Below are 12,697 nucleotides of genomic sequence, written 5' to 3'. Positions count from 1 at the left end.
CGGCGACGTTCTTGTCGTGGACGCCGAGCACCTGCACCGGGGCGGCCTTGGCCGCGTCGCCGAAGATCTGGCCGATCGGCGCGCCCGAGAAGTAGGGGTCCGTCGCCGTCGCGACCTCGGCGATGGCGCCGGTGGAGGACGGGAAGTTGCCCTGCTTCTTGAAGAGCGCCGCCTGCTGGGCGGGGGCGGTGAGCCACTGGATCAGCTCGTACGCCTCCTTCTTGTGCTTGGCCGCGCGCGGGACGGCCAGGAAGGAGCCGCCCCAGTTGCCGGCGCCACCGGGCAGCGCGGCGATGTCCCACTTGCCCTTGCCGGCGTCACCGGCCTGGCCCTTGATGTAGCCGAGCATCCACGCGGGGCAGGGCAGCGTGGCGAAGGAGCCGGCGGAGAACGCCTGGTTCCACTGCGGGGACCACTGGTCGAGCTTGGCGCTCAGGCCGTCCTTCGCCGCCCCCGTCGCGGTCTCCCAGGCCGTCTTCACGGCCGGGTTGTCGGCGTAGATCAGCTTGCCGGAGGCGTCGTAGTACCGCTCCTTCTGCTGCCCCACCATGACGGTGTAGAGGCTGCCGACGCTGTCCAGCCAGGCGCTCTTCGCCGGGGCCTTGGCCTTGTACTGCTTGCCGAGCGCCAGGTAGCCCTCCCACGTGGACCACTTCTGCGCCAGCTCCGCGCGGTCGGTCGGCAGGCCGGCCTGCTTGAACAGGTCGCTGCGGTAGCACATGGCCTCGGGGCCGACGTCGGTGCCCAGACCGAGCACCTTGCCGTCCTTGGTCGTCGCCGCGGACCAGGTGGCACCGGCGAACTCGCCCTGGAGCTTGTCGGCGCCGTACTTCTTCAGGTCCTCGAACTTGTCGGCCTGCTGCTGGGTGACGGAGGCGATCCGGCCCACCTCGATGCCCTGGACGTCGGCGAGTCCGCCGCCGCCGGCCAGCCGGGTCTGCAGCGACTTCCAGTAGTCCTGCTCGTCCTCGGTGTCGGTCTGCTTGATGGTGACGCCGGGGTGCGCCTTCTCGTACGCGGCATAGAGTCCGGCCTCCTTGTAGCCGAACGAGCCGAACAGGTCGACGGTGATCGTCACCTTGCCGCCCGCGTCGTCGGAGGCGCTGTCGGATCCCCCGGATCCGCAGGCGGCGAGGAGCGCCCCGGTGAGGACGACCGCACCGAGTCGGACTGCGGCCCTGCTGGCGGCTCGGGCAGTGGGCATGGGAAGCCTCCCTTGGCTTCGGGGTCCGTCGAGAGCGCCCGGAGAGCGTTCTGAGAGCGCTCTCAGGAATGCGTCTGGAGCGTGCCTCCCCGGTGCGGTTCCCGTCAAGAGTCGAACGCGTAACAGCTCGATGTACCCGGGCGGTTCGGCCCGGGATTCACCCTTCTTACGCGGCGCCGCGGCTCCTGCGCGTCGGCGGAGGCATGGTTCCCGCACGGCGCCGCGGCTCCTGCGCCGCGGCCCCTACGCGGAGGCGCGGCGGATCAGCTCGGTCGGCGTGATCACCGGCGCGGCCGCCTCGCCGTCCAGCGTGCGCATGAGGAGCCGGACCATCAGCCGGCCCATGCCCTCGATGTCCTGGTGCACCGTCGTGAGGGCCGGATCGGTCCCCTCGACCACCGAGAGCATGTCGTCGAAGCCGACCAGCGCCACGTCCTCGGGCACCCGCCGGCCCTGTTCGCGCAGGACCCGCAGCGCGCCCGCGGCCATCAGGTCGTTGGCGGCGAACACCGCGTCCAGGTCGGGCCGGCGCAGCAGCAGCGTGGCCATCGCCCGCGCGCCGCTCTCCTCGGTGAAGGCCCCGTCGGCCACCAGCGCCGGGTCGCCGTCGGGCAGTTCGTCCCGGTAGCCGTCGAGCCGGTCCATGGCGGAGGTCTGGTCGAGGGGGCCGGTGATGTGGGCGACGCGCCGGCGGCCCAGCGAGCGCAGATGCCGCACCGCGCTGCGCGCGCCGCCGCGGTTGTCGCAGTCCACGTACGCGACCGCGGGCTCGTCGGCCGGCCCCGTCCACCCGGGCCGGCCGCCGTACACGGTCGGGACCTGGGCGCGCCGCACGATCGTGGGCAGGTCGTCGTCGTTGTGCAGGGAGAAGGCGAGCGCCCCGTCGACGTGGCCGCCGCCCAGATAGCGCGCGATCCGGTCGTGGTCACCCGGCCCCTCGACCCAGAGCAGCACCAACTGGGCGTCGTACGAGGTGAGTTCCCTGCTGATGCCCCGCACCTGCTGCTCGAAGAACGGGTCCGAGAAGATCCGGAACTCGGGCTCGGCGATGATCACGGCCACGGCCCCGTTGCGCCGGGTCACCAGACTGCGGGCGGCGTGGTTGGGGATGTAGCCCAGCTCCTCGACGGCCTTGCGGACCTTCTCCACGAGCGGCGCGCGGACCCCCGCCCCGCCGTTGACGACGCGGGAGACCGTCGCCCGGGAGACTCCGGCGTGCGCGGCGACGGCTTCCAGGGTGGGGCGCGTCCCGGACGTCGGTTCGCTCACGGTGGCTCCTCACGGGCACAAGGCATGACGGTGCTGACAGGGATGAGCGTAACGGGTGACCGGGGCGTGCAGGGCACCCGGCGAAAGCGCTCTCAAGGAGGGGTGCGCGCCCGCGGTCCGGGGTCCGGCCGGGCGGGCCCCGCCGAGGTGGAGCCGGGTCGACCGGGACGACCGGCTCCGGTCCGGGGCGCGGCCGGCGCTGGGCCGTACGGCGCTGGGCCCTACGGCGCCGGGCCGTCCTCCGACGTCGTCCCCCCGGGCCTCAGCTCCGGAGCACGTCCACGTCCGGCAGTGCCCGGTGCCGGTGGTGGGCCGCGGCGATCTCCGCGAGTGCGGGCCGGTCGAGCTCCCGGTAGGCGGCGGCCAGGAGTTCGCGGGCGTACTCCTCGCGCTCCGGCACGCCGTACGAGGCCCAGTGCAGGTCCCGGCCGAGCACCAGGGCCTCCGCCGGGTCACCGGCCGCGGCCCGGCGCAGCGCCTCCGCGTGCGCCGCCCGCAGGGCCGCCGGATCGTCGAACAGCTCGTCCATGAACGTCTCGAACCGGTCGGGGTCGGCCGCCCCGTGCGGCGGACGGCCGTGCGCCGTCTCCCCGGACACGAGGGCGCCGGCCTCGTCCAGGGTCGTCACCCGCGCGGTGTCCGCGGGCAGCCGGTGGTACTCGTACGCCTGGGCGTAGGCGAGCCCCGTCTCGGTGCGCTCCCCGGTCTCGAAACGGGTCAGTGCGGTGCGCAGCCCCGCCAGCGCGGCGAGCCGCGCCACCTCGTCCGGGTCGCCGTCCGCCGCGTAGTCCGCGAGGTCCCGGTGCGCGCCCTCGATACGGGACCGCACCGCCTCCAGGGGCGTGGCGTGCCGCCGCCCGATCCCGCCGCCGTCGTGCGTCCAGTACGAGGCGACGCCGGCGCAGCGGCGGCCGTCGTCCGACCAGAGGCCGAAGTGGAGCCCGTCGGACCCGCCGTGCAGGAAGGTGAGGAACTCCGGCGGATCCCGGTAGTACCGCCCGTGCACGCGGATGTCGACGCCCTCTCGGGGCCGGGCACCGGGGTCCCTGAACAGGTCGCTCACTCCGCACGGAGCGATGTCCAGGTCCCGGAGGGCCTGCCGCTCGGCGTCGTCGAGGCCGTCCAGGAAGTCCAGGAAGACGAGGAACGAGTCCGGCAGCTCGAGCCCCCACTCCGCCTCGACCCGCCGCACGGCGGCCTCCCGTACCTCCGGATCGCCGAAGCGCTCCCGGGTCATCACACCACCGCCCTCGTTGGTCTCGTGTCCGGACATGACCCTAGGGGGCGTCCGGACACGCCCCGCCCCCGCCCCCACGAGGGGGCGGGGGCGGGGCCGCGCGGCGATCCCGGTGCGACCCGGGAGCGGGCTCAGTGGCCCGGGTGACCGGAGTGCTCCTCGTGCGTGTGGATCGTGTTCGTCGCCGCGATCTTCTTCCACGACCGGGGCTGCACCGGCTTCGGTGCGGGCGCGGCGGACCGTCCGTCCGTCCGCGCGCCCGCGGCCTGCCGCGTCGCCCCGGCGCCGGCCTCGGCCGGAGCGGCCGGCTTCACCGGCTGGTACAGCCAGGTGTCGAAGAGCGCCGCGAGCGGCCGGCCCGAGATCCGCTCCGCGTACGCCACGAAGTCCCCGACCCTGGCGTTGCCGTAGGCGAACTCCGTCGGCCAGCCCTTGAGCACGGCGAAGAAGTCCTCGTCACCGATCTCGTTGCGCAGTGCCTGCAGCGCCAGCGCCCCGCGGTCGTAGACGGCGATGTGGAACTGGTTGTCCGGGCCCGGATCGCCGGGCTTGACCGTCCAGAAGGGGTCCTCGGCGGACCGGGTCGCGTAGACGTAGTCCGCCAGCTCCTGGGCGGTGCCCTCGCCCTCCTTCTCCGACCACAGCCACTGGCTGTAGCGGGCGAAGCCCTCGTTGACCCAGATGTCCTTCCAGTTGTCGACCGAGACGCTGTCGCCGTACCACTGGTGGGCCAGCTCGTGCACGACCACCGACACGTTCGAGCCGTTCGCGAACTGCCGCGGGCTGTAGAACGGCCTGGTCTGGGTCTCCAGCGCGTAGCCGCTCGTCACGTTCGGCACGTAGCCGCCGAGCGCGTTGAAGGGGTACGGTCCGAAGACCCCTTCCAGCCACTCCGCGACCTCGGCCGTGCGCTCGACGCTGGCCCGCGCCGCGCCCGCGTTGTCGCCGAGGTCGCGGCTGTAGGCGTTGAGCACGGGCAGCCCGCCCGCCGTCCTGTCGGTCGTGATGTCGAACTTGCCGACGGCGAGGGTGGCCAGATACGTCGCCTGCGGCTTGTTGGACCGCCAGTTGTACCGGGTCCAGCCGAGCTTGGAGGACTGCGACTGGAGCACGCCGTTGCTGATGGCCTGCGTGCCGTCCGGCACCGCGACCGAGACGTCGAAGGTGGCCTTGTCCAGGGGGTGGTCGTTGGACGGGAACCACCAGGCCGCCGAGTCGGGTTCCTGCGCCGCGACACCGCCGTCGGGCGTGCGGTGCCAGGCGGTCCAGCCGCCGATCTTCACCTCGGAGGGCTTGCCCGCGTACCGCACGACGACCGAGATCGTCCGGTTCTTCTCCAGGGGCGCGGCCGGAGTGATCTCCAGCTCCTGCTCGCCGGAGGTGGTGAACGCCGCCTTCTTCCCGTTCACCCGCACCTCGCTGACCTTCAGTCCGAGGTCGAGGTTGAAGCGGGAGAGGTTCTGCCGGGTGGTGGCGAGGATCGTCGCCGTGCCCTCCAGGACGTCCGTGGCGGGCTGGTAGGTCAGGCGCAGGTCGTAGTGGGAGACGTCGTAGCCCCCGTTCCCACTGGCCGGGTAGTAGGAGTCGCCGATGCCCGGGGCGCCCGGAACGTAGTCGGCCGCGGATGCCGGGATCGCCAGCAGCAGCGAGGCCGCGAGGGCACTCGGAACGATGATTCTGCGGTGCACAGGAGCTCCAAACGTGACGAAGCGTAAGACGCGCGGGTGGTCGTCGGTCCTTAGCGACAGTAATCAGACCCCCGACGCGCCGTCCTGTCCACGGGACCTCCCGTCACACGATCGCCATTCGGCCGACATGAACCCTCCTGCCCTCGACTGCACTCTTTTGCTCAGGAGTTGACCGGGGTACGTTCCGCCCCATGCCGATACGTGTGCGGAGAACCCGTCGGAACCGTTCGTCGTGCAGAACCCTGGTCGTGGCCACCGCGGCCGCCCTGATGACCCTGCTCCTCCCGGCCGTCGGCGCCCGTGCGGGCACCCCCGCACGGGAGTCGCGGCCGGTGTACTCCTACGGCGACGCGATCCGCGAGTCGGTGTGGGTCGACACCGGACTCGACGGTGACGCAGACGGCCGTGCGGACCGGGTCGCCGTCGACATCGTCCGCCCCCGGGAGACCGCCGCGGCCGGCCGGCGGATCCCGGTCGTGATGGACGCCAGCCCGTACTACTCCTGCTGCGGACGCGGCAACGAAGGCCAGAAGAAGACCTACGACGCCGACGGGAACCCCGTCCAGTTCCCGCTCTTCTACGACAACTGGTTCGTCCCGCGCGGCTACGCCTTCGTCGCCGTCGACCTCGCCGGCACCAACCGCTCCGACGGCTGCGACGACGTCGGCGGCCGCTCCGACATCCAGTCCGCCAAGGCGGTCGTCGACTGGCTGAACGGCCGCGCCCGCGGCTACACCACCCGCACCGGCGGCACCCGTTCCCGCGCCACCGCCTGGTCCACCGGCAAGGTCGGGATGATCGGCAAGAGCTGGGACGGCACCATCGCCAACGGAGTCGCCGCCACCGGCGTCGAGGGCCTGGAGACGATCGTCCCGATCGGCGCGATCTCCTCCTGGTACGACTACTTCCACTCCCAGGGCGCCCCGCTCTACGACGCCAATCCCAGCTGGCTCTCCGACTACGTGGGCAGCGCCGAGGCCAGGGGCCGGTGCGCGGCCGTCCAGGAGCGCATCACCGCCGGTACGCCGTACAGCGGCGACCGGACCCCCGCCTGGAGCGAACGCGACTACGTCCCGGACGCGTCGAAGGTGCGGGCCAGCGTCTTCGTCGTGCACGGTCAGCAGGACCTCAACGTCCGGGCCAACCAGTTCGGCCAGTGGTGGGACGCCCTCGCCGCCCACGGCGTGGAGCGCAAGATCTGGCTCTCGCAGACCGGCCACGTCGACCCCTTCGACTTCCGGCGCGCCGACTGGGTGCGCACGCTGCACCGCTGGTTCGACCACTACCTCCTCGGCTACGACAACGGCGTCGACCGCGAGCCGATGGCCGACATCGAGCGCGCCCCGGACCGCTGGACCACCGACCGCGTCTGGCCGCCGCGCGCCACCGTCACCACCACCCTGCGCCCCGGCCYCGGCGCTGCCCACGTAGTCGGAGAGCCAGCTGGGATTGGCGTCGTAGAGCGGGGCGCCCTGGGAGTGGAAGTAGTCGTACCAGGAGGAGATCGCGCCGATCGGGACGATCGTCTCCAGGCCCTCGACGCCGGTGGCGGCGACTCCGTTGGCGATGGTGCGCCGCCGCGCGCCACCGTCACCACCACCCTGCGCCCCGGCCTCGGCGCTGCCCACGTAGTCGGAGAGCCAGCTGGGATTGGCGTCGTAGAGCGGGGCGCCCTGGGAGTGGAAGTAGTCGTACCAGGAGGAGATCGCGCCGATCGGGACGATCGTCTCCAGGCCCTCGACGCCGGTGGCGGCGACTCCGTTGGCGATGGTGCCGTCCCAGCTCCGGCCGCGCCCCTGGAGAAGAACCGGACGATCTCGGTCGTCGTGCGGTACGCGGGCAAGCCCTCCGAGGTGAAGATCGGCGGCTGGACCGCCTGGCACCGCACGCCCGACGGCGGTGTCGCGGCGCAGGAACCCGACTCGGCGGCCTGGTGGTTCCCGTCCAACGACCACCCCGACGACGGGGACCGCGCATCTGACCGCCGTCCTCGTCGACCTCGGCCCCGACACGATCCGGGACTACGCGGCGGCGGGCGAGGGCATCACCACGCTCACCGAGCGCAGTTGCTGGGGCGCGAGCACGAACGGGGACAGCGCCTGCTTCAAGGAGACCCGGGCGCGGACGGCGGACGTCACCCACACCGTCGTCAGCCGCGGCTGGGCGGACCTCGGCACCTGGGCCGACCCCGGCGAGGGCCGCCCGCTGACCCCGGGACGCGCGTACACGATCACGCTGAAGCTGGCCTCGGCCGACCACGTCGTCCCTGCCGGGCACCGGCTCGCGCTGATCGTCGGCGGCACCGACAAGGACCTGCTCGACCCGCCCTCCACCACGCCGACGCTCACCCTCGACCTCGCCCGGACCACCGCGAGGCTGCCGCTGGTCGGCGGCGCCGGGGCCTTCGCCCGGGCCACCGCGGACGCCGGTGCCGTGCCGCGCCCGGTGCCGTCCGCCACCCCGTCGGCCGGTCCGGCCGCCCCGCCCCGCGCGGGCCACCCGATCCCCGGAGGCGCCGCACGATGAACGGCCGGACCCGTCGCCGCATCGGCCTCGCCGTGACCGCCGCCGCGGTCGGCCTGCCCCTCGTCACCGTTCCCGCCGAGGCCGCCGGCGGAGCGGCCGCCGCCCCGCCTCCCCGCACCGGCTTCGAGGCGAGCCACGGCGGGACCTGGACGACCGAGTCGGAGGAGCGGGACTTCCTGGCCGCCGTCGACCGGGGCAGCGACCGGGTCTCGGTGCGCACGATCGGCACGACGGGACAGGGCCGGCCGCTGCGGCTCGCCACGGTCGGCGCGCACCGTACCGGCCTGACCGTGCTCCTGGTCTGCAGCCAGCACGGTGACGAGCCGTCGGGCCGGGAGGCGTGCCTGACCACGGTGCGCGACCTGGCGTACGCGAAGGACCCGGCGACCCTCGGCTTCCTCGCCCGCACCACCGTCCTCGTCGTGCCCACGGCGAACCCGGACGGCCGGGCTGCCGACACGCGGGGCAACGCCGACGGGATCGACGTCAACCGCGACCACCTCGCGCTGCGGTCGGCCGAGGCGCGGGCGCTGGCGGCCGTGATCCGCGACCGCCGCCCCGAGGTGATCCACGACCTCCACGAGTACGGCGCCACCTCCCCGTACTACGACCGGGACCTGCTCGCGCTCTGGCCGCGCAACCTCAACACCGACGCCCGGGTCCACGACGAGGCCCGCACGCTCGCGGAGTCGTACGTCCGGCCCGCGGCCGAGATCGCCGGCTTCGGCACCGGCGTCTACGGGATCTGGACCGACCCCCTCACCGGGCACCCCATCCGGCAGGTCGCCGGCGACGGGCAGGAACGGATCCTGCGCAACACGGCCGGTGTCAAGCACTCCGTCGGTCTGCTCGTCGAGACCCGGGTCGACGCGCTGACGGACGCCGAGAAGGACGACGAGGCGCTCAACCGGCGCCGCCGGGTGGCCTCCCAACTCGCGGCACTGAAGGGTTCCTTCGCGTACACGGACGAGCGGCGCGGGCCGATCGGGGCGGCCACCGCGACGGCCCGGCACGCCGGCTTCGCCGACCGCGGCCCGGTCCTGCTCGGCGGTGCCGACAACGACCCCGCCGAGCCGGCCGAGGTGCTCGGGGACCCGCCCTGCGGCTACCGCCTCGACGGGGCCCAGTACGCCCGGTTCGGCGACGAGTTGGCCCTGCACGGAATCGTCGTCCGCCCGGACGGGGACGGCTGGTTCGTGCCGTCGCGGCAGTCGCAGCGGGCCCTGGTCCCGCTGCTGCTGGACGGCCGGGCCGCCTTCCGGCTCACCACCGGTCAGGCGGTGGAGGTCTGTTGATCCGCTGACTTCGGCGTCACCTGTGGTACTGCATTACGGGGAGAATCCTTTTCGCCCCGTAATGCCGTGAAAGGTGCCACCTGTGTCGCAGGACAAGCAGAGACCGGACGGTCGCGGAGAAGGGGCCGGCGGGGAAGGTCCGGGAGGCCGCGGGTCCGGGGGGTTCCGCAAGGACGATCCGGCGCCGGAGGGCCGGGAGCGCCGGGACGGCCGCGCGGTGACCGCGGACCTTCCCGGCCTGCCCGCGCACCGGCAGCGTGCCCGTACCGACCGGATCGTGTTCGGCGTCAGCGCCGTGCTGACCCTGGCGTTCGTCCTGTGGGGCGCCATCGCCACGGACAACCTGGAGAGCGTCAGCAGCTCGCTGCTGGACGGGTTGATCCGCAACGGCGGCTGGGCGTTCATGCTGGCCGCCTCCGGCTTCGTCGTGTTCGCGCTGTGGCTGGCCATCAGTCGCTACGGCCGGATCACCCTGGGCCAGGAGGGCGAGGGCCCGGAGTTCCGTACGGTGTCCTGGATCGCCATGATGTTCAGCGCCGGCATGGGCATCGGCCTGATGTTCTACGGTGTGAGCGAGCCGCTGGCCCACTACGGGACCCCGCCGCCCGGGACCCGTCCGCTCGACTCGGCCGAGCGGATGCAGACCGCGATGGCCACCACCCTCTTCCACTGGACGCTGCACCCCTGGGCGATCTACGCCGTCGTGGGCCTCGCCATCGCGTACTCCACCTTCCGCAGACGGCGCCGCCAGACCGTCAGCGCGGTCTTCGTCCCGCTCATGGGGGAGCGGCTGGCCTACGGGGGACCGGGCCGCGTCATCGACATCCTGGCCATCTTCGCCACCCTGTTCGGCTCGGCGGCCTCGCTCGGCCTCGGCGCGCTCCAGATCGGCAGCGGCTTCGAGGAGCTCGGGTGGATGGAGAAGACGGGGACCGGCCTGCTCGTCGGCATCATCGCCGTCCTGACCCTCGCCTTCGTCCTGTCGGCCGTCTCCGGTGTGGAGAAGGGCATCCAGTGGCTCTCCAACATCAACATGGTGCTGGCGCTGGTGCTGGCCGTCTTCGTCTTCATCGCCGGCCCCACCATCGTCGTGCTGGACCTGCTGCCCACCTCCATCGCCGCCTACATCGGCGACCTGCCGCAGCTCGCCGGCCGGACCGAGGCGACCAGCGGAGAGATGATCCACGACTGGCTCGGCAGCTGGACCGTCTTCTACTGGGCCTGGTGGATCTCCTGGACACCCTTCGTCGGCATGTTCATCGCCCGGATCAGCCGGGGGCGGACGATCCGTCAGTTCGTGGGCGGCGTGATCCTGGTGCCCAGCACGGTCAGTCTCGTCTGGTTCGCGATCTTCGGCGGCACCGCGATGAAGCTGAGCGAGCAGGGCGACCTGGCCGCCGAGAGCACGCCCGAGGGCCAGCTCTTCGGCGTCCTCCAGGAGTTCCCGCTCACCGGGGTGATGAGCCTGCTCGTGATGATCCTGGTCGGCATCTTCTTCGTGTCGGGCGCGGACGCCGCCTCGATCGTCATGGGCACGCTCTCGCAGCGCGGCTCCTTCGAACCGGCCCGGCTCGTCGTCGTGTTCTGGGGTGTGGTGACCGGCGCGGTGGCCGCCATCATGCTGCTCATCGGCGACGGCCAGGGCGWCGCCCTGGCGGGCCTGCAGAACCTCACGATCCTGGCGGCCGCGCCCTTCGTCCTCGTGATGATCGGCATGTGCGTCGCTCTCATGCGGGATTTGCGCAAGGACCCGCTGATCGTGCGCGGCGAGGTCGGCGTGGAGGTCGTCGAGCTCGCCGTCATCGCAGGTCACGAACAGTACGACGGAGACTTCGAACTGCGCATCGGGCCTGGTGCCGGTACCTCGGGCGAAGCGCCTTGATCGCGTTTGTTAAGGTTACCGACCGGTACTGACCATGCCTCGAACGGGCCTTCACGGCCCGGAAGTTGGAGTGCTCCATGATGTACGCGACGCCGCTGCGCCGCACCCTGACGGCCCTCACCGCGACCACGCTGCTGGCCGGGGGCCTGCTGCTCGGTCAGACGGTGACGGCGCCGACCGCGACCGCGGCCGGCAAGAAGATCGTCTGCAACGTCGACAAGATGCGCAAGGACTCCCACGCCCTGCGCGCGAAGGCGGACAAGCTCCAGCACCTCGGCGCCACCGCCGAGGCCCGCAAGGCCCGTGGCCAGGCGGACGCGCTCGACCGACAGATCCGCAACTGCATCGACGCGGACGACAACCACAAGCCCTGGAACTGACGTTCCTCGGTTCCTCCGGCCCGCCCCGCTCGTCGGGGCGGGCCGGAGGTGTGTCCGGGGCTCCGTCGGGACGGGGTCCGGCGCTCGGAGGTCCGGCGGCCGGAGGGCTCAGCCGCAGGCCAGGTCCGCCGCCCTGCGGGCGCAGCCCCAGGCGACCGTCACCCCCGCGCCGCCGTGGCCGTAGTGGTGCACCAGGAGGCCGCCGTCCGGACGCCGTTCCGCCGTGATCCGCACCCCCGCCGAACGGGCGGGACGCAGTCCGACCCGGTGCCCCAGCACCCTGGCCCCCGCGATCTCGGGCCTGATCCGCGCACACCGCTCGACGATCCGCGCCGCCGTCGCGGGATCCGCTTCGAGCCGCTCGTCCCCCTCCTGCGCCGTCCCGCCCAGGACCAGCCGCCCGGGCTGCGGGAAGAAGTAGGTCGTCTCGCTCGACGCCGGGTCGGCCGCCGTGAACCACTCGGTGATCCCGGGGTTCTCCACCAGGACCAACTGGCCGCGCACCGGCAGCAGTCGCCCGTCCGGTACGAGCTCCCGCGCGCCGAGCCCGGCGCAGTCCACCACCACGGGGGCCTCGGCGGCCGCCTCCTCGAAGGCCGCCACCGCGCGCCGTTCCCACACGCCGCCGGCCTGCTCCAGGCGCCTTCGCAGACAGGCGAGATGCACCGGCATGTCGATCAGCGGGAGCCGGGCGGCCAGCCCGACGTCGTACGGCCCCGGCACCTGATCGGGTGTCAACTGCCGCAGTCCGGTCACCCCCTCGGCCCAGGCCCCGAGCCCGTCGAGCACCGTGTCCGCGTGCACCCCGGCCACCAGCCGTACACCCGTCGACTCCGGATCGCCCGCGAGCTCCTCGTAGACCCGCAGCGAGGCCAGCGCCCAGTCGCCCGCGTCGGCGACCGGTTCGATCCGGTACGGCCACCACAGCGCCCCCGCCACGGCCGAGGTCGTCTCCCCGGCCGGATCCCGCGACCACACCCGCACCCGCCGGCCGCGCTCCGCCAGCGTCACCGCCGTCGTCAGACCCACGACCCCGCCGCCCACCACGATCACGTCGCCGGGGGCGACGACGAGGTCGAGGCCGGCGAAGAGGGAGCGTTCGCCGTGGCCGGCGGCGAGGTCCTTGGCGACGAGGGTGGCAGTCATCAGGAGATGAATCCTAGGCCAGCCGGCGGGGCGGGCCGGTGCCGGGCAAGGGCGGCGGAGTACCCGGTGG

8 protein-coding genes and 3 pseudogenes are annotated in these 12,697 nt (G+C 72.9%); 5 read left to right on the top strand and 6 right to left on the bottom strand.

All coding sequences use genetic code 11. The features are described 5' to 3' along the window. The 4 genes from EAO71_RS04975 to EAO71_RS04960 all read right to left on the bottom strand — a co-directional run. On the bottom strand, nucleotides 1-1,204 hold a 1,204-nt coding region (locus tag EAO71_RS04975; protein ID WP_147976657.1), incomplete at its 3' end, for an ABC transporter substrate-binding protein. Between the two features lie 243 nt (nucleotides 1,205-1,447). Next, on the bottom strand, nucleotides 1,448-2,473 hold the full coding sequence (locus EAO71_RS04970) for a LacI family DNA-binding transcriptional regulator (RefSeq protein ID WP_147976543.1): 1,026 nt from the start codon (nucleotides 2,471-2,473) through the stop codon (nucleotides 1,448-1,450). Between the two features lie 262 nt (nucleotides 2,474-2,735). Then, entirely contained in the window at nucleotides 2,736-3,746 is a 1,011-nt protein-coding gene (locus tag EAO71_RS04965; protein ID WP_147976542.1) for a DUF2228 domain-containing protein, read from the bottom strand. A 95-nt stretch (nucleotides 3,747-3,841) separates the two neighbouring features. Then, nucleotides 3,842-5,398 carry a M1 family metallopeptidase gene (locus EAO71_RS04960; RefSeq protein WP_147976541.1) on the bottom strand — a complete coding sequence of 519 codons (1,557 nt, stop codon included), beginning with the start codon at nucleotides 5,396-5,398 and terminating at the stop codon, nucleotides 3,842-3,844. Between the two features lie 191 nt (nucleotides 5,399-5,589). On the opposite strand from EAO71_RS04960, the pseudogene EAO71_RS04955 reads away from it, so the two are divergent. Further along, nucleotides 5,590-6,834 (top strand): annotated as a pseudogene (locus EAO71_RS04955) (CocE/NonD family hydrolase); the annotation flags it as partial. A gap of 42 nt (nucleotides 6,835-6,876) precedes the next feature. Here EAO71_RS04955 and EAO71_RS38560 read toward each other — a convergent pair. Then, nucleotides 6,877-7,188 (bottom strand): annotated as a pseudogene (locus EAO71_RS38560) (CocE/NonD family hydrolase); the annotation flags it as partial. Between the two features lie 157 nt (nucleotides 7,189-7,345). Here EAO71_RS38560 and EAO71_RS04945 point away from each other — a divergent pair. The 4 genes and pseudogenes from EAO71_RS04945 to EAO71_RS04930 all read left to right on the top strand — a co-directional run. Further along, nucleotides 7,346-7,924, top strand: a pseudogene (locus EAO71_RS04945) (CocE/NonD family hydrolase C-terminal non-catalytic domain-containing protein); the annotation flags it as partial. Further along, nucleotides 7,921-9,219, top strand: coding sequence for a M14 family metallopeptidase (locus EAO71_RS04940; protein WP_147976656.1), 1,299 nt, complete (start codon nucleotides 7,921-7,923; stop codon nucleotides 9,217-9,219). The pseudogene EAO71_RS04945 and the gene EAO71_RS04940, both read left to right, overlap by 4 nt. A 217-nt stretch (nucleotides 9,220-9,436) precedes the next feature. After that, the gene (locus EAO71_RS04935) at nucleotides 9,437-11,101 is read left to right on the top strand and encodes a BCCT family transporter (protein WP_147976540.1); all 1,665 of its coding nucleotides are present in this window, start codon (nucleotides 9,437-9,439) and stop codon (nucleotides 11,099-11,101) included. A gap of 77 nt (nucleotides 11,102-11,178) precedes the next feature. Beyond that, the gene (locus EAO71_RS04930) at nucleotides 11,179-11,481 is read left to right on the top strand and encodes a hypothetical protein (protein ID WP_147976539.1); all 303 of its coding nucleotides are present in this window, start codon (nucleotides 11,179-11,181) and stop codon (nucleotides 11,479-11,481) included. 108 nt (nucleotides 11,482-11,589) lie between these two features. On the opposite strand, the gene EAO71_RS04925 is transcribed toward EAO71_RS04930, so the two are convergent. Next, entirely contained in the window at nucleotides 11,590-12,627 is a 1,038-nt protein-coding gene (locus tag EAO71_RS04925) for an FAD-dependent oxidoreductase (RefSeq protein ID WP_147976538.1), read from the bottom strand. Nucleotides 12,628-12,697 lie beyond the last annotated feature (70 nt).

The sequence above is a fragment of the Streptomyces sp. MS191 genome (genome assembly GCF_008042125.1).
GTDB lineage: Bacteria > Actinomycetota > Actinomycetes > Streptomycetales > Streptomycetaceae > Streptomyces.
The sequence above is the reverse complement of the archived record's forward strand: the minus strand, read 5'-3'. Positions and strand labels throughout refer to the sequence as shown.